This window comes from Candidatus Dedyshia acidiphila, from assembly GCF_051025295.1.
Lineage (GTDB): Bacteria > Acidobacteriota > Terriglobia > Terriglobales > Acidobacteriaceae > KBS-83.
Window position 1 is genome coordinate 52,537 of record NZ_JBMGJV010000002.1, and the last position, 19,391, is coordinate 71,927.

Annotated in this window: 17 protein-coding genes and 1 tRNA gene; 11 read left to right on the plus strand and 7 right to left on the minus strand. The window is 63.3% G+C overall.

Annotated elements, in window-relative coordinates:
* Positions 1–94 precede the first annotated feature (94 nt).
* From AC5IJH_RS01210 to AC5IJH_RS01220, 3 genes are all read left to right on the plus strand, one after another.
* Complete coding sequence (locus tag AC5IJH_RS01210; protein ID WP_491900963.1) at positions 95–1,138, plus strand: radical SAM protein; 1,044 nt, start codon at positions 95–97, stop codon at positions 1,136–1,138.
* A 78-nt stretch (positions 1,139–1,216) separates the two neighbouring features.
* Complete coding sequence (locus AC5IJH_RS01215) at positions 1,217–2,095, plus strand: creatininase family protein (protein WP_491900964.1); 879 nt, start codon at positions 1,217–1,219, stop codon at positions 2,093–2,095.
* 35 nt (positions 2,096–2,130) lie between these two features.
* Entirely contained in the window at positions 2,131–2,928 is a 798-nt protein-coding gene (locus AC5IJH_RS01220) for a ribonuclease HI family protein (protein ID WP_491900965.1), read from the plus strand.
* Positions 2,929–2,935: 7 nt separating this feature from the next.
* Here the strand turns inward: AC5IJH_RS01220 and AC5IJH_RS01225 are convergent, their stop codons facing one another.
* Both AC5IJH_RS01225 and AC5IJH_RS01230 read right to left on the minus strand, forming a co-directional pair.
* Positions 2,936–5,407: an ABC transporter permease gene (locus AC5IJH_RS01225; RefSeq protein WP_491900966.1), complete on the minus strand. Its 2,472-nt coding sequence runs from the start codon at positions 5,405–5,407 to the stop codon at positions 2,936–2,938.
* Between the two features lie 150 nt (positions 5,408–5,557).
* A complete protein-coding gene (locus tag AC5IJH_RS01230) occupies positions 5,558–6,028 on the minus strand; it encodes a GatB/YqeY domain-containing protein (protein WP_491900967.1) in 471 nt (156 codons plus the stop codon).
* A gap of 108 nt (positions 6,029–6,136) precedes the next feature.
* Between AC5IJH_RS01230 and AC5IJH_RS01235 the strand changes: the two genes are divergently transcribed.
* From AC5IJH_RS01235 to AC5IJH_RS01245, 3 genes are read left to right on the plus strand one after another with little or no spacing between them, the layout of a single operon-like run.
* Positions 6,137–7,309, plus strand: coding sequence for a pyridoxal-phosphate-dependent aminotransferase family protein (locus AC5IJH_RS01235; RefSeq protein ID WP_491900968.1), 1,173 nt, complete (start codon positions 6,137–6,139; stop codon positions 7,307–7,309).
* Between the two features lie 37 nt (positions 7,310–7,346).
* A complete protein-coding gene (gene serA, locus AC5IJH_RS01240; protein ID WP_491900969.1) occupies positions 7,347–8,942 on the plus strand; it encodes a phosphoglycerate dehydrogenase in 1,596 nt (531 codons plus the stop codon).
* Between the two features lie 54 nt (positions 8,943–8,996).
* Positions 8,997–9,350 (plus strand): FmdB family zinc ribbon protein, encoded by a 354-nt coding sequence (locus tag AC5IJH_RS01245; RefSeq protein ID WP_491900970.1) that lies wholly within the window; start codon positions 8,997–8,999, stop codon positions 9,348–9,350.
* An 18-nt stretch (positions 9,351–9,368) separates the two neighbouring features.
* Here the strand turns inward: AC5IJH_RS01245 and AC5IJH_RS01250 are convergent, their stop codons facing one another.
* The 4 genes from AC5IJH_RS01250 to mmuM all read right to left on the minus strand — a co-directional run bounded on the left by AC5IJH_RS01250 (position 9,369) and on the right by mmuM (position 14,739).
* Positions 9,369–9,845 (minus strand): DUF6496 domain-containing protein, encoded by a 477-nt coding sequence (locus AC5IJH_RS01250; protein ID WP_491900971.1) that lies wholly within the window; start codon positions 9,843–9,845, stop codon positions 9,369–9,371.
* Positions 9,846–9,926: 81 nt separating this feature from the next.
* Positions 9,927–11,378 carry an amidophosphoribosyltransferase gene (purF, locus tag AC5IJH_RS01255; protein ID WP_491901080.1) on the minus strand — a complete coding sequence of 484 codons (1,452 nt, stop codon included), beginning with the start codon at positions 11,376–11,378 and terminating at the stop codon, positions 9,927–9,929.
* Between the two features lie 50 nt (positions 11,379–11,428).
* A complete protein-coding gene (gene purL / locus AC5IJH_RS01260; protein WP_491900972.1) occupies positions 11,429–13,762 on the minus strand; it encodes a phosphoribosylformylglycinamidine synthase subunit PurL in 2,334 nt (777 codons plus the stop codon).
* 41 nt (positions 13,763–13,803) lie between these two features.
* Positions 13,804–14,739 (minus strand): homocysteine S-methyltransferase, encoded by a 936-nt coding sequence (gene mmuM / locus AC5IJH_RS01265; RefSeq protein WP_491900973.1) that lies wholly within the window; start codon positions 14,737–14,739, stop codon positions 13,804–13,806.
* Positions 14,740–14,889: 150 nt separating this feature from the next.
* On the opposite strand from mmuM, the gene AC5IJH_RS01270 reads away from it, so the two are divergent.
* A tRNA-Pro gene (locus AC5IJH_RS01270) sits at positions 14,890–14,966 on the plus strand.
* Between the two features lie 151 nt (positions 14,967–15,117).
* Positions 15,118–15,459, plus strand: coding sequence for a hypothetical protein (locus tag AC5IJH_RS01275; RefSeq protein WP_491900974.1), 342 nt, complete (start codon positions 15,118–15,120; stop codon positions 15,457–15,459).
* Positions 15,460–15,551: 92 nt separating this feature from the next.
* Here AC5IJH_RS01275 and AC5IJH_RS01280 read toward each other — a convergent pair whose 3' ends face one another.
* On the minus strand, positions 15,552–15,962 hold the full coding sequence (locus tag AC5IJH_RS01280) for a nuclear transport factor 2 family protein (protein WP_491900975.1): 411 nt from the start codon (positions 15,960–15,962) through the stop codon (positions 15,552–15,554).
* A 144-nt stretch (positions 15,963–16,106) separates the two neighbouring features.
* Here AC5IJH_RS01280 and AC5IJH_RS01285 point away from each other — a divergent pair, with 144 nt between their 5' ends.
* The 3 genes from AC5IJH_RS01285 to AC5IJH_RS01295 are packed head-to-tail and all read left to right on the plus strand — an operon-like array spanning position 16,107 to position 19,362.
* Positions 16,107–16,811 (plus strand): response regulator transcription factor, encoded by a 705-nt coding sequence (locus tag AC5IJH_RS01285; RefSeq protein ID WP_491900976.1) that lies wholly within the window; start codon positions 16,107–16,109, stop codon positions 16,809–16,811.
* A complete protein-coding gene (locus AC5IJH_RS01290) occupies positions 16,808–18,280 on the plus strand; it encodes a sensor histidine kinase (protein WP_491900977.1) in 1,473 nt (490 codons plus the stop codon). The genes AC5IJH_RS01285 and AC5IJH_RS01290 overlap by 4 nt, the downstream gene beginning before the upstream one ends.
* A gap of 59 nt (positions 18,281–18,339) precedes the next feature.
* Positions 18,340–19,362, plus strand: coding sequence for a YncE family protein (locus tag AC5IJH_RS01295; protein WP_491900978.1), 1,023 nt, complete (start codon positions 18,340–18,342; stop codon positions 19,360–19,362).
* The last annotated feature ends 29 nt before the right edge of the window (positions 19,363–19,391 follow it).

The window sequence follows — 19,391 nt, forward strand, 5'->3', positions numbered from 1 at the left end:
TCAGTAACAACGAAATATTCGCGGCATCCCACGCGATGGCATCCGCGACCGGCGAGGCCTCACAGGGCTGCCCCGTATAATGAGCAGAACCGGCATGCCCATCTCCGCCCATAGATCCAGCCTGCGTTTCAAGCGCATCGCAGCCGCCCGCAAGGCGCGCGAACTCGCGCTCGTGGGCCATGCACTGGCTTCCACGCACCACGTCGTCATGGCCCAGATCGTGCCGATGCGCTTCTGCAATCTCTCGTGCGCCTACTGCAATGAGTACGACAAGGTCTCCGAGCCTGTGCCGCTCGACGAGATGCTGCGCCGCATCGACCACCTGGCCAGCTTGGGGACCAGCATCATCACGATCTCCGGCGGTGAGCCGCTGACCCACCCCGATCTGGACCAGATCATTGCCCGCATCCGTCACCACGGCCGGGTCGCCGGCATGATCACCAACGGCTACTTCCTGATGCCGGACCGCATCGAGCGGCTGAACCGCGCCGGGCTCGATCACATGCAGATCTCGATCGATAACGTCCAGCCGGATGAGATCTCGAAGAAGAGCCTGAAGGTCCTCGACAAAAAGCTGCAGTTCCTGGCCGAGCACGCAGATTTCCACATCAACATCAACTCCGTTGTCGGCGGCGGGATCAAGAACCCGCAGGATGCACTCACGATCGGGCACCGCGCGCTTGAGCTCGGCTTCACCTCCACCATCGGCATCATCCACGACGGCAGCGGCCAACTGAAGCCGCTCGGCGGGGAAGAGCGCCGCGTGTATTACGAGATGAAGCAGCTCGACAAGAAGAACTACTCGCGTTTCAACCACTTCCAGGAAGCCATCGCCAACGGCGAGCCCAATGATTGGCGTTGCCGTGCCGGCTCGCGCTACCTGTATATCTGCGAAAACGGCCTGGTGCACTACTGCTCGCAGCAACGTGGCTTTCCGGGCACGCCGCTCGCCGAGTACACGCACGCCGATCTCGACCGCGAGTTCCTGACTGAAAAGACCTGCGCGCCCAACTGCACCATCTCCTGTGTGCACCAGATCTCGTACATCGACCACTGGCGCGCTCCGCAGACCCGCATCACCACGCCGCACGGCGCCCACACGGACCACACCTCGGACCTGGTCAACATCGAGCACTAGCGCGAACGCATTGCCTCAAGGGCGCCTCTCGCGCTAGGGTGGCCCGTGCGTCAGTTCCACTCCGCCATGAGGTCCGTGTTGCGCCTGAAACTCTCTCCCTTCCTCGCCTGTCTCATTCTCGTGCTGCCTGCCATCGCCAGTGCTCAGCCCGCGCTCTCCGTTCATTGGGAGGAGCTCACTGGCGCGGACTTCATCGCCGCGATCAAGCAGGCGCAGGGCGTTTGCGTGTTGCCCTTCGGCATCATCGAGAAGCATGGGCCTCACCTGCCGCTCGGCACGGACCTGATCAATGCCCGCTACCTCAGCGAAAAGGCTGCCCAGCAGGAGTACGCGGTTGTCTTTCCGCCCTACTACTTCGGCCAGATCGCCGAAGCGCGCCACGAGCCCGGAACCGTCGCGTATCCCGCTGCCATGCAGATGAGCCTGCTGCAGCAAACTACCGACGAGATGGGACGCAACGGCTGCACCAAGATCCTGATCGTGAATGGTCACGGCGGCAATGAAAACCTGCTGCCTTACTTCGCGCAGACACAGCTCGACTCTCCGCACGACTACGTCGTCTACATCGACTGGCCGCAGCCTCCGCATGATCCGCAGCGGCCCTACAAGCCGGGCCCGACGGACTACCACGCGGGTGAAGCCGAGACTTCGCACACCATGATCACCGCCCCAACGCTCGTGCATCCCGAGCGCGCGGGCCAAGAGTCCGGTGCCGACCACAAGCGGCTCCAACTACCCGAAGGCGTGTACACCGGCATCTGGTGGTACGCCAGCTATCCGGATCACTACTCGGGTGACGGCTCGCTGGCCTCCCGCGAACTTGGCGAATACGACCTGAAGGCAGAGACCGCTGCCACAGCCGCGGTGATTCGCGCCGTTAAGGCCGATGCGGTGAGCGCAGGACTGCAGCAGAAGTTCTACGAGGATGCGAAGCACCCGTTGCGCACGCCGCAGTAGCGCTCCACAGCCCGTTGCTCCACTACACTCAGGCTATGACGGAAGCAGCAGCAGCAGGCATCGTCGCGTACTGCGACGGCGGATCACGCGGCAACCCGGGCCCGAGTGGATACGGCGTCTCTATAGAGGACGAAAACGGCCGGGCAGTCGCCGAACTGAGCGAATTCCTCGGTGTGAAGACCAACAACTTCGCTGAGTATTCCGGCCTCCTCGCTGCGCTTGAATACGCGGTCACCCGCGGTCAGAAGCGGCTACGGGTGGTGGCCGACTCCGAGCTGATGGTCAAGCAGATGAAGGGGCAGTACCGTGTCAACAGCCCGGACCTGCGGCCCCTCTGGGAAGAAGCGAAGCGGCGCGTCGCGAAGCTCGAGCGATTTGAGATTCAGCACGTGCTGCGCAACAAGAACAAGCGCGCGGATGCACTTGCCAACCAGGCTATGGATCGCGGTAGCGGCCGCATGGTGCGCGAACTGGGCAGGACAGAGGAGAGCACCCCGGAATCGGCGGCATCGAAGGGCACTGCTGGGGTGGCTCCCGTGCATGGATCGCTGTTCGAGATGCCCGGAAGGGCAGCGCGCATGGCCGATGGCTCGGAGGCAGCGGCGGCGAAGCCCACCAGCCCGCTCCGCGGGGATCCCAGTGGTGCAACTGCGGCCAGTGGCAAAGCGCGGCAGACGGACTATGCCGCAGCAAAGCCGGCAACCGGCCCTGCTGCGCGCGCTAACCCTCCCGGCGGCCCTCGCACACTCAAGGGATTCGTGAAGAACGGCGTCGTGCACCTGCTCGAAGGTGAGTTGCCGGAGAACTGCTTCGTCCGCGTCACCGTCGAGTAGCCGTCGCCTACTGCTGGCGCAGGATCTCCACCGGCTGCAGCCGTGACGCGCGATGTGCTGGAATCCAGCTCGCCACCGCTGCGACAATCAAGAGCACCGCAGCGGTTGCGCCGAACACGAGTGGATCGCTGGACCGGGTTTGGAAGAGCAGCCCCTCAATGCGTGAGCCCATCCAGGCTGCCATAGCTCCCGCAGAGACTGTGCCGACCACCAGTCCCGCCAAGGTCAGTTCGAACCCGCGACGCAGCACCAGCCGACGCACATCGGCAGGCTGCGCGCCCAAGGCGAGCCGCACGCCGAACTCGGCGCGGCGCTGCGCGACAACGTAGCTGAGCAGGCCGTAAATGCCGACCGCCGCCAGCAACACGGCGACGCATGAGAAACCGGTCATGAGCGCTGCCTGAAATCGCTGATCGCCGCTTGTGCGCTCGATCGCCGCATTCATCGTCCGAACTCGGTAGAGCGGCGTGCCGGGTGCAAGTTGATTGACCAGCTGCCTCGCCGTGCCGACGAACTGTTGCGGATCGCCCTCCGTCCGCACGGCAACCGTGAAGGGGCCAATGGGAACCTGGTTGTAGGGCAGGAAGTACTCCGGCTGAATCTCCTCGCCCCGGCTTAGGCGACGCGTGTTGCTGATGACACCGATGATCCGTCGGTGCGGGTGAGGAGCGCCGTCAGGCGAGGCGCTATTGCCCAGTCCGCTGACCAACATACGGCCCAATGGATCGGCGTCCGGAAAGAACTTTCGCGCGAAGGCCTCATTGATGACGGTCACTTCGCTCTCACTCGTGAACTGGTCTTCATCCGGGGTGAACCAGCGGCCACGCTCGATCGGAATCTCGAGCGTGCGTAGATAGTTGGCACTGGCCAGCGTCAGCCGCGCGGACGGTCCTTCGCCTGGTGGCGTTGGCCTGCCATCGATCGCGAAGGCAATGGACATGTTGCCTCCGCTGAAGGGCATGCCGAACGAGCCGCCCACTGATTTCACGCCCGGGATCGCCTGAAGGCGACCGAGCAGCGTCTGGTGAAACTGCACACCTGCAGGTGGCGCCATGTTGGGCGGAAGAAAGACCCGGAAGGTGAGCAGGTGATCACTGCGGAAGCCGAGGTCGGAGTGGTTGAGGCGGTCGAAGGAACGGATCAGCAGCCCGGCGCCGACGAGCAACAGCAGGCTGAGCGCAACCTCGCCAATCACAAGACTCGCGTGAAGGCGTTGCTGGCGGGGGCCCACGGTGTTGCGGCGCAGGCCGCCCTCCAGCACCGAGGCGGGGCTCGCGTTCGCGGCTCGCCACGCCGGCACGGCACCGAACAACAGCGTGGTGACAATGGCCAGAGCAAATGTGAAGAGCAGCACATTGCCACTGATCGAGGCATGCGTGATGCGCGGCAGATCGGGCAGTGACTGAAGCGAGAGATGCAGGGCCAATGCTGCGAGAACGGCTCCGGCTGCACTCCCGACGAGTGCAAGCAGAGAGAACTCGACGAGCAGCTGCCGCATCACGCGCCAGCGGTTTGCGCCCAGGGCCGTCCGCAGCGCCATCTCACCGGCCCGCGCGCTGGTGCGGGCCAGCAGCATGCCGGCCACATTTGCGCACGCGATCAGCAGAAGGCAGCACACTGCCGCGAAGAGCAGACGCAACTGCCGGGCATTGCCCACCCATGCGTCCAACCCACGCTGGACACGGATGCCAGTTGTCAGCTTGTCAGCTACATACCGGCGCGCAAGCCCCTTTTGGATCGCGTTCATCTCCGCCGTAGCCTGCTGCTGCGTTGCTCCGGGGCGAAGTCTGCCAACGACGGTTTCCAGATCATTCCAGCCGCGTTGCTGCACGACCGAGTTGGGGCCGTCATCCGCATAGCCGAAGGTGACCCAGAAGGGCGCCTCCGTGTAGTGCAAAGGAAAGGCCAGCCCCTGCGGCATCACGCCGATGATGGTCCAGCCTTCTCTGTTGATGCGCAGCTGCTTTCCCAGAACGTCGCGCGACCCCGCGAAGTCGCGCTGCCAGAGCTGATAACTCAGCAGTACGTTGTGATTGCCTTTTGCCTCGTCTGCCTCGGTGAAGTCGCGCCCGAGGATGGGTTCAACCTGGAGGGTGCGGAACGCGTTTCCGGAGACCACACCACCGTCAACCTGCTCTGCTGATCCATCGCGCCGTGTAAGCGAGAACTTGTCGTCACCAAAGGTCGCAATCGAAGCGAAGGTGTGGCTCTGCCTGCGCCAGTCGAACACATTCTGGTAGGAGGCCGTGTTCGGCACCAGAGCTGGTGAATGGCTGTTCTCCTGCACCAGGCAGGTTATGGCCATGAGCTGTTCGCTGCGCGGAAAGGGCAGAGGCGCCAGCAGCACCGCGTGTACCAGGCTGAAGATGCCGGTTGTGGCGCCGATACCAAGCGCGAGCGTCAGGATGACGCTCATCGAGAACGCGGGCGTCTTGCGCAACTGGCGCAGCGCAAAGCGAAGGTCGGATGTGACGGCCACGGCTGCACCTCGAAATCAAAGAGTTCGGGGGAGTCAAAAGCACGCAGTCGGCCATCGCGCGAGCAGCAAAGTGCCTGCAAATGTGCGGCCGGCAGCCTCTACAAGTGTTCAGGGGCACTCACCGGTGTCCGAAGGTGGACAGCCGCCTCTTCAGCCCTTGGCCAGTTCGGCTTTCACGATCTCACTGACCAGCTTGCCGTCGGCGCGCTGGTCAAGAGCGGCGATCTTTGCCTGCACATCCTTGATGACCAGGCCCATCTCTTTCGGCGTGGGCCGCTTGCCCGCAGAGGCCATCTCGGCAATCGTCGTCTCGACCAGGGTGCGGACACTCGCCTCGCTCGCCTGCTGCGGCATGTAGGCTTCGATGACCACGATCTCCGCAGCCTCTTTTTCCGCAAGTTCCGGGCGATTGCCGCGCGTGAACTGCTCGATCGACTCCTTGCGCTGTTTGATCAGCGTAGTCAGCGTCTGCAGGACCTCGGCATCGGTCAGCGGCTCGCGCTTTTCAATCTCGCGATTCTTGATCGCCGTCTTGACCATGCGCAGCACTTCGAGCCGCAGCTGCTCGCGCTGCTTCATCGCGGTGATCGTGTCCTGCTGGATGCGCTCCTGGAGGGTCATCTCTTGCTCGTCTCCTCGCGTTCGCTGCTTCTGGAAGACGCAGGCGAAGGCCAACCACACAGTATAGAGAGCCGGCGTCGCGACGCCCTCCCATAGAATGAGACAACAATGATCCGCAAGACTCGCCTGTTCACACCCGGACCGACGCCTCTGCTGCCTGCCGCGCAATTCGCGATGGCCGCGGCCGACATGCACCACCGCACACCTGAGTTCCGCGCCCTCTACCAGAAGGTGCTGGAGCAAATGCGCGCCTTTATCGGCACAAAGAACGATGTGCTGCTGATGGCCTGTTCGGGCACGGGCGCCATGGAGGCCTCCGTCGCGAACATCACCTCGCCAGGCGATCGTGTGCTGGTTCTGGCCGCAGGCAAATTTGGCGAGCGCTGGACGGCGTTGGCGAAGGCCTACAACTGCGATGTCGACCTGGTGAGTGTGCCCTATGGGCAGACCTTCACGCTCGACCAGGTGAAGGCAGCGCTGCGCGTGGAGACGCGCGCGGTGTACATGCAGGGCACCGAAACTTCGACCGGCACGCGGCATGATGTGCAGGGTGTGGCGCAGCTGCTGAAGGATGTGAAGAGCGACGCGGTGCTCGTCGTCGATGGCATCACCGGCCTCGGTACGACGCACTTCGACCCGGATGGCTGGGGCGTAGACATCCTGATCGGCGGATCGCAAAAGGCGGTCATGATTCCGCCAGGTCTGGCCTACTGCTCGGTGAGCGAGAAGGCGTGGGACCTGATGGGCAACGCGCTGAACCCGCGCTACTACTTCGACCTCCGCAAGGAGCGCAAGAGCGCGGCCAAGGGCGAGTCGTCCTACACGCCCGCCACGTCCCTCATCGCGGCGCTGGGTGCCGCATTCGACTACATTGCAGCGCAGGGGAATGGCGACCTGGCGGCCGGCCGCGTGGAGCTGGTCGACAATGCAGAGACGATTGCCGCGATGACCCGCAGTGCCATGCAGGCGCTGGGGCTGAAGCTGTTCTCCTCGTCTCCAGCTGCGGCCGTCACGGCCGTGCTCCCGCCCGAGGGCATCGACTCCGGCGTGGTTGTGAAAGAGCTGAAGTCACGCTTCGGCGCGATCATCACCAACGGTCAGGGCGAGATGAAGGGCCAGCTCTTCCGCATCGCGCATCTCGGTTTCTTCGACTATCTCGATACGATTTCGCTGATCGGCGCGCTCGAACAGGTTGCCGCACGGTCACTGCATCTGCCTGGCTTCGCCTTCGGCAAGGCGCTCACCGCGGCGCAGCAGACCTTCGTCGATCGCACTCACTAGCGGCATCCGCCGCCTCGCTCATCACAGGAGCCCGACCGTGAAGATTGTGCTTGCAGAAAAGGTGTCTCCAGCCACGCTCGCCGTATTGCAGGCAGAGCCCGGCTGGACCGTCGTGACTCACGACCAGATCAAGGATGGACTGCCGCGCGAACTGGCGGACGCTGAGGGCCTGGTCGTTCGCTCGGCTGTGCAGGTCGATGATGCGCTGCTCGAACACGCGCCGAAGCTGCGTGTGATCGGCCGCGCGGGTGTGGGCGTCGACAATATTGATGCCGATGCAGCAACCCGCCGCGGCATCGTCGTTATGAATACGCCGGGTGCGAACGCGATCGCCGTGGCCGAGCTGACCCTCGCACTTATGCTTGCGCTTGCGCGCCAGCTGCCAAAGGCGAACGGGCTCCTACATCAGGGCAAGTGGGAGAAGAAGTCGCTCTCTGGCTCGGAGCTGCGCGGCAAGACGCTCGCGGTGCTCGGGTTGGGGCGGATCGGTCTCGAAGTCGCCCAGCGCGCTGCCAGCTTCGGCATGCAGCTCATCGGGCATGATCCATTCGTATCTGCTGCAGTAGCAAGAGAGCGGGGCATCGAGCTTGTCAGCATGGAGCAGCTGTTTGCCCGCGCTGACTACCTGACCCTTCACGTCGGCCTGACGCCACAGACCGCCAGCGTGATCAACGCAAAAAATCTCGCGCTGATGAAGAAGGGCGTCCGACTGGTGAACTGCGCACGCGGCGAGTTGATCGACGATGCCGCTCTGCTTGGCGCGCTCAACTCGGGCCAGGTAGCCGGTGCCGCGCTCGACGTGTTCCGCGAGGAGCCGCTGAAAGACTCGCCGTACTTCGGGCGGGATAACGTGATCCTCACGCCGCACATTGCCGGATCGACGGCCGAGGCACAAGAGGCCGTGGGCATCCAGATCGCGCGGCAGGTGCGCGAGTACCTGAAGCTCGGTGTCGTCCAGAACGCCGTCAATCTGCCCTCGCTGACGCACGAGGAGTATGTCGAACTCTCGCCGTATATCGACATGGCCGCGCGGCTCGGAGGATTTCTCTCCGCATCAACGGAAGGCAATCTGGAGAGCATCGCGCTGGTCTATCGAGGACGTCTGGCGCAGGGCAAGACGGAGCTCGTGCGCAATGCCGCGATCGAAGGTGTGCTCGGCCATGCAGAGCCGGTGAATCGGATCAACGCCGCCGCGGTTGCGGAGGAGCGAGGCATCCGCCTGCACGAGACCAAGGCAGAGGACGGTGGTCCCGCAGGTCTCACGCTCACGCTGCACACGCGCACTGGAGAGGCGACCGCGACAGCGACTGTGCTGCACGGCCGCTCGCCCCGCTTGTTGGCGAGCGATGGCATCGACATCGAAGTGCCGCTACACGGCACATTGGTCTCAATCCGCAACTACGACGTGCCGGGTGTGATTGGGCGTGTCGGCACCGTGCTCGGTGAGCACCAGGTCAACATTGCAAACTTTGCGCTTGGCCGCGGCCCTGAGCCGTCTTCCGCAAGAGAGCAGGCGCAGGCGATTGCGGTGGTGCAGGTGGATGGCGAGATCACACCGGCCGTGCTCGGTGCGCTTGAGGCCATCGAGGCGGTGCGTCGTGTCCGGCTGGTGCAACTCCCCGCGCTGGCCTAGCTGTGGCCAGCTACAATCGTCTCAGCGAGAGAAGTACCGAAGGAGTCGTGTTCCGTGCCGCTTTACGAATACCAGTGCCAGTCGTGCGGGCATCGCTTTGAAAAGATCCAGAGCTTCAGTGCGCCGGAAGAGAAGGAATGTCCCAAGTGTGGCGGCGCCGTGGAGAAGCTGATCTCCGCGCCGGCCTTCCAGTTCAAAGGCGCTGGCTGGTACGTGAACGACTACGCGGGGCGCAACAAGGCGCCATCGGGCAGCAGCGAGAGTTCTGGCAAGAGCGGCGAAGGCTCGGGCGATAGCAAGGGAACGGCTGCTACCGCAGACAGCGCAAGCAAATCCGCCAGCAACAGCGAGAGTTCCACCCCCAGCACCAAGCCCGCTTCCTCGTCTGATAGCAAATCATCCAGCTAGCGAGCGGTGTCGCTCGTGCTAAGCAGATGTCCTTGAACGGCTGCTCTTCGCGCGGGTAGTTCTGCGCCCCGTGTTCTTCTTCTGCGCGGTGCTCTTCTTGTGTCCTGCGGTCTTCCGCCCTGTGCTTTTGGAAGCACTCTTCTTAGCTGAGCTCTTCTTTGTCGAAACCTTCTTGCTCGTGGAACGGCCAGTGCTCTTCCGTGCGCCTGACCTTTTCGCTGCAGACTTCTTCGCGCCGGTTTTCTTCGCAGTGGTCTTCTTCGTCGCACTCTTCTTCTTGGCAGCGGTGCGCCCTCCCAACTTCCTGCTCGCTGCGCTGCCCGCAGGTGGTGGCGGCATTCTTGCGCCTTCCTTGCGCGCTTCGGACAGTGCAATCGCAATTGCCTGCTTCGGGTTCTTCACCTTGCGTCCGCTACCCGACTTCAGCTTCCCTTCCTTGAAGGCCTTCATTTCGCGTTCGACGGATTTGTGTGCCTTGGGACCGTACTTTGCCATAGCTGCCTCCGTTGTTTCTCCCTCGTTGTTTTCAGAGGCGGAAACGGCGCAGCTGGTTGTGACAACAACGGCAGTGACAGTCTATGTCTGCGCGAGTGCCGGCAGGATTTCGTCCACGTCCACCCACGCGGTTGGATAGTTCCCGGTGTAGCAGGCGACGCAGAACTTCGACTCGCCACCGCAAGCATCGAGCAGCCCATCCATCGAAAGATAGGCCAGCGAATCGGCCTCGATGAACCGGCAGATCTCATCCACCGTTTGGTTCGCGGCGATCAGATCCTTCTTGCTTGGCGTATCCACTCCGTAGAAGCATGGCGACGTGGTGGGCGGACAGCTGATGCGCAGATGCACTTCCTTCGCTCCCGCAGCCCTCACCATGCGCACGATCTTGCGGCTGGTGGTGCCGCGAATGATCGAGTCATCGATCAGGATGATCCGCTTGCCGGCGAGCAGATTACGCACGGGATTCAGCTTCAGCTTCACGCCGAAGTCGCGCACGCGCTGCTCCGGTTCGATGAAGGTGCGGCCGACGTAATGATTGCGGATCAGGCCGAAGTTGAACGGAATGCCGGATTCAGCGGCGTAGCCGAGCGCAGCCGTCACGCCGGAGTCGGGTACCGGGACTACGAGGTCGGCGTCGACGCCTGACTCACGCGCCAGCGCGCGGCCCATCTTCTCGCGTGATTCCTGCACCCAGCGACCGTAGATCCGGCTATCCGGTCGCGCGAAGTAGACATGCTCGAAAATGCAGCTCGTCTGCTGCACGCCGGTCGCGTATTTGCGTGACGTGATCCCGTCGGCGGAGACCATGACCAACTCGCCGGGTTCGACATCGCGGATGTACTCCGCGCGCAGCAAGTCGAAGGCGCAAGTTTCGGATGCGAACACGATGGTGTCGGGCGCGCCACCTTCTCCGACAATGCGGCCCATCGACAACGGCCGGAAGCCGCGCGGATCGCGTGCGGCGAAAATGCGATCGCGCGTCATCATCACGACGGAGAACGCTCCATCGACCTGTGAGAGTGAGTCGGCGATCGCATCGACCAGCGTCGTCGCCTCAGAGTGCGCGATAAGCTGCACGATGATCTCGGAGTCGGACGTGGTCTGGAAGTAAGCGCCCGCACGCTCAAGCCGTGTGCGGATCGTCCCCAGGTTCACCAGGTTGCCGTTGTGCGCAATCGCGATCAGGCCCTTGGTCGAATCCACGCGAATGGGCTGCGCATTCAGCAGTGCTGAGTCGCCAGTCGTCGAGTAACGCGTGTGCCCGATCGACAGATTCCCCGGCAGCTTCTGCAGCACTTCTTCCGTGAAGATGTCCGCAACCAGCCCCATGCCCTTGATGTTCGAAAGGTTCTGACCATCCGCTGTCGCGATGCCGGCCGACTCCTGCCCGCGATGCTGCAGCGCATACAGCATGAGATAGACCTGCCGCGCGGCCTCGGGGTGCCGGTAGATGGCCGCGACACCGCACTCCTCATGCAGGGTATCGCCCAGGGTGTCCGCATCCTGCTCGTGCGCGGCCACACTGGGCATGGAAGGAAGCTCTTCCGGTACGCCAGGCACGCCCTGGTAGAGGCGATGCGTCATGCGGTCACCAGGTCGGCCGCGAGCGTGGCCTGCAGCGCGCCCGCCCAGCCCGTCTTCAGATCACGCGTCGTTGCCTCGATCAGGGTGTTGTCTCCCCTGCGGATGCGGAATGTGCCGTTCGTCACCGTGCCGATCCGCCACACGCCCGGACTGCCCCCAGAGCAGATCTGCTCGATGCGCGACACCTCTTCCGGTGCACACGCAATGACCACCCGCGAGGCACTCTCGCCGAAGAGCGAGAGCACGGCCGGCTCAGCATCACTGGCCGAGAGCTGCACATCCACGCCGGTCCCGCAGGCAAAACAGCCCTCTGCGAGCGCAGCCGCCAACCCACCGTCCGAGATGTCGCGCGCCGCATGAATCAGTCCAGCCTTCGCGAGCGCGATCAGCCGCTGTTGTAGCTCGGCCTCGACCGCGAGGTCGAGCGCCGGTGGGGTTCCCCACGTTTGCCCAAGCACCACACGCGCGTATTCGGACGAGCCGAAGGAGCGCGATGCATCCGGCTCTGCTCCCGCGCTGAAGAGCAGAAGCACATCGCCCGGATGCGCGAAGTTCGCCGGAACCGCATTGTCGATCTCATCCAGAATGCCGACTACGCCAAGAACCGGTGTCGGATAAATCCCTTCGCCGCGGGTCTCGTTGTACAGCGAGACGTTGCCGCCTGTGATGGGCGTCCCGAGCGCGGTGCACGCTTCGGCGATACCGTCGATCGCTGCCGAGAGCTGCGCCATGATCTCTGGCTTTTCCGGATTGCCGAAGTTCAGGCAATTCGTCGCAGCTACGGGAAGAGCCCCCGTGCAGGCTACCTTACGGGCAGCCTCCGCTACGGCGAGCTTCGCACCCTGCTTTGGATCGAGATAGCACCAGCGACCATTCCCGTCGAGCGCCATCGCGAGTCCGCGTTGCGTGCCCTTCACGCGCATCACGCCGCCTTCGCTCCCGGGGCCCTGCACGGTGTTGGTCTGCACCATGGAGTCGTACTGCTCAAATACCCAGCGCTTCGAGCACATATTGGCGGAGGCCAGCAGTGTCTTCAAGTCCGCGGTGTAATCACGCGGCGTCTCGATCTGTGCAAGCACGTCCGCCGGCGCATCGCGTGGCAGCGGCGCCTTCCAGGTGCCGACCGGCCGGTGATACACCGGCGCATCGTCCGTAAGCGACTGGTTCGGAATATCCGCCACGATCTCGCCGTGGTGCCGGATGCGCATCTGCGAGTCGGCGATCACTTCTCCGACGATCACCCCATCGAGGCCCCACTTTTCGAAGACGCGGAGCACTTCCTCTTCGCGACCCTTCTCCGCCACCAGCAGCATGCGCTCCTGCGACTCGGACAGCATGATCTCGTAGCTGTTCATGCCGGTTTCGCGCTGCGGCACGTGATCGAGCTCGACATCGAGCCCCACGCCACCACGCGCGCCCATCTCGCATGTGGAGCAGGTCAGCCCCGCGGCGCCCATATCCTGAATGCCGACCACTGCACCCGTGTGCATCGCCTCGATGCAGGCCTCGAGCAGCAGCTTCTCCATGAACGGATCGCCGACCTGAACGTTCGGCCGCTTCTGCTCGGAGCCTTCCTTGAACTCCTCGCTCGCCATGGTGGCGCCGTGAATGCCATCCCGGCCCGTCTTCGCGCCGACGTAGATCACGGGATTGCCAACGCCAGTCGCTTTTGCGTAGAAGATCTCGTCCTTGCGCACCAGGCCCAGCGCGAACGCATTCACCAGCGGATTGCCTGAGTAGCAGGGTTCAAAGCGCGTCTCCCCGCCCAGGTTCGGCACGCCGAAGCAGTTGCCGTAGTGCGCCACGCCGGCGACAACGCCTTCCACGATCTGGTGGTTGCGTCGCACGAGCGAAGAGTCACGCTCACCCTCAGTCTGGGCCAGCGGGCCGAAGCGCAGCGAATCCATCACCGCAAGTGGTCGCGCGCCCATCGTGAAAATGTCGCGCAGGATGCCGCCGACGCCGGTGGTCGCGCCCTGGAACGGCTCGATGTAGCTGGGGTGATTGTGCGATTCGATCTTGAACGCGCATGCCCAGCCATCGCCGATATCGATGATGCCGGCGTTCTCACCCGGGCCCTGCACGACGGATCCGGGACCGCTGGTGCGCTCGCCGCGCGTGGGCAGCCGGCGCAAGTGAACGCGCGACGACTTGTAGGAGCAGTGTTCGCTCCACATTACGCTGTAAATACCCAGTTCAGTCAGGGATGGAGTGCGACCGAGCGCCTGCTCGATGCGCGCATATTCTTCGGCTGTCAGACTGTGCTGCTTCAGTAGCTCGGGGGAAATGCTGGCCGGCGCGGGCACCGCAGGGAGCGTCCTGGTTGTCATGGCGTACCTATATTGTCGCACGGTGAACGGTGCGTCAGGGTTCAACTGGCGACCGCACCCGCTACCGCCCGAATGTGATCCGGCGTGGTCCGGCAGCAGCCGCCGATCCAGTCCGCGCCTGCAGCACGCCAGGCCGCTGCCAGGGAGCCAAATCCGCCAGGATCGGAGCGCCCGGACCAGCTCCGTGTCTCACCCACCCAGGTCTCACCGGAGTTGGGGTAGACCGCAATGCGCTGTTGCGAGATCCCGCGAATGCGGCGGATCAACGGCTCAACGAACCGCGGCGCCGTGCAGTTGATCCCGATGGCAAGCACCTGCGTGAGATCGCGCACGAGCATCGCGCATTCCTCGATCGTTTCCCCATGGCCGGTGTGCCCCTCATCCTGGCAGGTGAAGCTGAGATAGGCGGCGAGCTCCGGGAATCCGGCGAGTGCCTCGACGATTGCCCTCGCCTCGTCGAGCGAAGGCAATGTCTCGAAAGCAAGGAAATCAGCCTGGGTGTACGACATCGCCGCAATCCTCTCCCGGTGAAAGGCGATCAGGTCGGCATGGCTGATGTCGTATTCGCCATGGAACTCCGCGCCATTGTGCAGCGCGGCTCCGTAAGCGCCGAGCGAACCGGCGATCCAGATCCTCCGCGGCTTGCGACCGGTGGCGCGCTCGGCCGCGTGATACTGATGCCGCGCCTCGACCGCGAGGTCGACACTCTTCCTGATTGCGGCTGCGGCGTCTCCCGCGGGCAGTCCCAGTTCGCGATAGCCGAGCGTGGAGACCTGATAGCTCGATGTCAGGATGCAATCAGCACCCGCGTCCAGGTAGCTGCGGTGGACCGCGACAATCTTCTCCGGCTGCGTGCGAAGCACCTCGCCCGACCACAGGGGGCTCGAAAGATCGCAGCCGGCCCGCTCGAGTTCAGTCGCGAGGCCGCCATCGAGCACACACAATCCGGTCAGGTCGAGCTGTTCGCGCGGAGTCATGAAGGATCTCTATTCGTCCAGCGCGGAGCTGGCAAGCTGGAACGGCGCGTCCGGACGCATCTGCTACACTCTTCCAAGTGCGTCCGCGTTGTGCGGCCGTCCCCACCAGGAGGATGGCTTCGGGCGTTTCCAACCCAAGCAGTCGGTCATCGGGGAGTGGCTCAGCCTGGTAGAGCACCTGGTTCGGGACCAGGGGGTCGGAGGTTCGAATCCTCTCTCCCCGACCATCTGCAGACGCCATTCTGGCGCAAATTCCGCGACTTACAACGAGATATTTCTTTCTAGGCAACCTCGCCTTTTTGCTGTTTGACCAGCAGGGTCGCAGCTTAGGCATCTTATCGTTTGCGCAGGCACTTTGAGCCTGCGACCGGAGGACCGATGAAACATATCTGGAAACGTGTCGCCTTCATGACGAGCCTGGCCATGCCCGCGCTCATTGTTGCCCCTGTTCTGACCACGCCCGCCATCGCCCAGGAACATCACGACGACGATGACCGTGCACGCGATCGCGCGCAAAATCAGAACAACCCGTACTACAACAACTCTTACTATCAGACGGGCAATCGCGAGGGCTACCAGGATTACCAGCGCAAGGAACGGCGCAAAGAGCACCACCATAAGTACCGCGGGGACGACGATCGCCGTGCTCATGATCGCGGCTACGAGGAGGGCTGGCAGGGACGCCAGTACCGGCCCGACAACGACCATGATCGCCACTAGGCCATAGAGGCCTGCCGTCTGAACGCCGCCGACGAGGTCACGAATAGCAGCGGGCATAACGGAGGCACACTCCTGGCGTGCCCGCTGGTTTTTCAGCGAAGGTGTCGCTCGCTTTCAGCGATCGGCATGTCATTGATGCTGGCATCGCGCCGCTGCATCAGGCCGCTCTCGGCGAACTCCCAGAGTTCCACGCCATAACTGCGAAACCAGTTGCCGGCGTCGTCGTGCCACTCGTATTCGAAGCGCACCGCCATCCGATTATTGCGGAATCCCCAAAGCTCCTTCTTCAACCGATAGTCCAGCTCGCGATTCCATTTTCGTCGCAGGAACTCCACGATCTGCTGGTGGCCCTGCAGGAACTCTGTGCGATTCCGCCACTCGGAGTCCTCTGTATAGGCGAGCGCTACTCGATCGGGATCGCGCGTATTCCAGAGATCTTCGGCGACCTGCACCTTAGCTGCTGCGGACTCGGGCGTAAACGGCGGCTTAATGATCTCGGGCATCACTCCTCCAGTAGTTGCGGCGTGCGGAGAAATTCCATTATCCGGCAAATTCATTCGTAAGCGGAGATTGCTACATCTCCGCGACGGAATCATCGGGTGACCGTCTTCACGCTGGCTTAACATGAGCCGGGGGAGCATTGGTTCATGCGCGTTCTCGTCGTTGAAGACGAACAGCGGCTGGCGGAAAACCTGGCGGCTGCCCTGCGTGAGGGGCCCGGCTTTGCTGTGGACTGCGCGGACGATGGCGAACTGGGGCTTCAATTGGCCGAACAGCGCTGTTACGACCTGCTGATCCTGGACTTGATGCTGCCCAAGCTCGACGGCCTCACTTTGTTGCGCCGGCTGCGCGCTGCGGAAGATGCAACGCCGGTGCTCATTCTGACTGCAAAGGAAGGGAAGGGCTCGACCGTCGAGCTGCTGAACGCGGGCGCGGACGACTACCTGAGCAAACCCTTCGACCTGGGTGAGCTGATCGCGCGCACCAAGGTCCTGATCCGCCGCGGCAAGGGAGCTGCACATCCCGTTCTGGCGGTGGCTGGCCTAGAGGTCAACACGCTCGAGCAGACCGTCCGACGGTCTGGCCGGCTGATCGATCTGTCACCGACAGAGTATCGTATTCTCGAGTACATGGTGCATCGCCCGCGCGCGGTCGTGTCGAAACGCGAACTGCTCGAGCATCTATACGACTACAACTGGGAGCACCACTCCAACGTGATAGAAGCCCACATTTCGAACCTGCGCCGCAAGCTCACCACCACCGGCCGCGATGGTGAGCCGCTGCCCCCAGTGCTCGAAACGCTGCGTGGTCGTGGGTACAGGCTTGCAGCGGAGCCCGGAGTTGAGGCGTGACTCGCACCCCAGCGCTCCGCTCCATCTCGCGCCGGCTGATTGTCTCCGTGCTGCTCGCCGAGTTGATCTTTGCTTTGGCGATGACGCTGCTCGCCATCGGCTATGAGCGCCATGAGCACTTCCACGCGCTCGGGATCGCGCTGATGGGCCGCACGGATTCGCTGCTCGGCGCGGTCCAGGACGCCGAAGATCCGGGCGACCACGTCATGCTGGATCGCACCGGCTTGCAACTGCCCCCTGAAGACATCTATGAAGTGCGCGACTCCGATGGACATCTACTCGGGCGCTCGCCAAACTGGTCGGGGCCAGGCAGCAACGCAGCAGAGTGGAGTGGCGACGGCTTCTACAACACCCGGATCAACGATCACGGCTACCGCATCCTGGTGCGCCATGGTTTGCGCGTGGTCGATCCTGGCCATAGCGACGGCGGCACGCCACGCCACGTCGTCATCTACTACGGTGCGCGCGTTGGTCCCGTGTGGCACGCCATCCGGCAGGCTGTCCTCTTCTTCTCACTCTCCAATCTTGCCCTGCTGGTCGGCACCGGGTGGCTGATGATGTGGCTGCTGCAGCGAGGTCTCGCACCACTCCGCGAGCTCGCCGCCAGGGCAGAGACCATCTCGATGCACCGCGCCAGCTTTCAGCCCCCGCAAGCGGCTCTTCGCACGCGAGAGTTGGCTCCGCTCGCGATCGCATTGGCAGCAGCAGTGGAGCGGCTGCAGGCCTCCTACGCCTTGCAGCAGCGCTTCACCGGCGATGCCGCGCATGAGTTGAAGACGGCGGTCGCGGTCGTGAAGTCTTCGCTGCAACTACTTAATCTGCGGCCACGCACGGCAGAAGAGTACCGCTCCGGCCTTGAGGTCACTCTGGAAGACTGCCAGCGTATGGAGGACATCGTGTTGCGCATGCTGCTGCTGGCGAGAGCAGAATCCGCCGCAGCTGATGACACGCTTTCCGCGTCAGCCGACCTGACTGCGTGCGCCGAGGCGACTGTGCGCCAGTTCCAGGCCTTCGCAACCGTGCGCAATGTGGCGCTGGTGTTTACCTCAGCCGGTGCCGCCTCCGTTCCGATCACGGCAGAGGAAGGGGCGTTGCTGTGCTCCAACCTCATCCTCAACGCTCTGCAACACAGCGCCGTTGGCACGGAGGTTCGCGTCCGTATCGAACCATCGTCCCGCTCCATTGTCTTGCTGGTCGAAGATCACGGAGATGGCATCACTCCGGAGTTGCTGCCGCATGTCTTCGAGCGCTTCTCGCGTGGTGATCCCTCGCGCAGTCGCCATACGGGCGGCACCGGACTCGGGCTCGCCATCTGTAAAGCGATTGTCGACCGCGCCGGCGGCACCATCCGCCTACAAAGCGTGCTGAATCAGGGCACCATCGCACGCGTGCAACTGCCCTGCGCACCTATGGCCAACGCCCCGATGCAAACGACTCCGCTGGAGCTTGAGAAGGTCCCTTCAGCTTGATTTAACGCGGCTATGCAAGACTCAGTATTGGCGCTGCTGCGCCGTACGGAGCCATATCGATGTCGAGTCTCTTCAGCCGGTCCGCAGTGCTCACACTCACCCTTGCTGCTGCTTTTACCGCGCCCCTGCTGGCGCAGAACTATCACGTGCTCACACAGTGGAAGGTTGGCGGTGAGGGTGGATGGGACTACGTCGCCGTCGATTCTCCCGCGCATCGGCTGTATGTCACTCATGGCACGCGCGTCGAGGTGCTCGACACGGAGAGCGGCAAGACTGTCGGCGCGATCACGGGGTTGACCGGTGTGCACGGTGTTGCGTTCGATGCCACCGGCAAGTACGGCTACATTAGCGACGGACACGCCAATACTGTTGTCGTGTTCGATCGTAAGACGCTCGCCAAGGTGACTAGCATTCCCGCGGGCAGCAACCCGGATGCTTTGCTGTTCGAGCCCTCTACCAGCACAGTCTGGGCATTCAACGGTCACAGCAGCAATGCCACTGTCATCGATACGAAATCCAACAAAGTGGTCGCCACCGTCCCTCTGCCCGGCCGGCCTGAGTTCGCAGTCGCCGATGGCCAGGGCAACATCTACAACAATCTCGAGGACAAGGGCGAGATCGCTCACATCGATGCGAAGTCGCGCAAGGTGGTCGCCACGTGGCCTCTCGGCGCGGAATCGCCCTCTGGCCTCGCAATTGACACGGCCGCTCACCACCTCTTCGCCGTCTGCGACGGCAAGAAGATGGCCGTGGTCGATGCCAACACCGGAAAGGTCCTCGCGACTCCGGCCATCGGCGACGGTCCGGATGCAGCCGGATTCGACTCCAAGCACAAGCTGGCCTTCTCCTCGAATGGTGACGGTACGCTGACCGTGATCGACGCCAGCAAGTCTGATTTCCCTGTGCTCGAGACCGTGAAGACGGAGCGTGGCGCTCGCACCATGATCTACGACGCTGCCAATGACCATATCTACCTGCCAACCGCGCAGTTCGGCTCACGTCCCGCAGCCACGGCGGAGAACCCGCGTCCACGCCCGTCCATCCAACCGGACAGCTTCACCGTCCTTGTGGTTGGCCGGTAAACGTAAACTCATCTGAAGCAAAAGGCCAG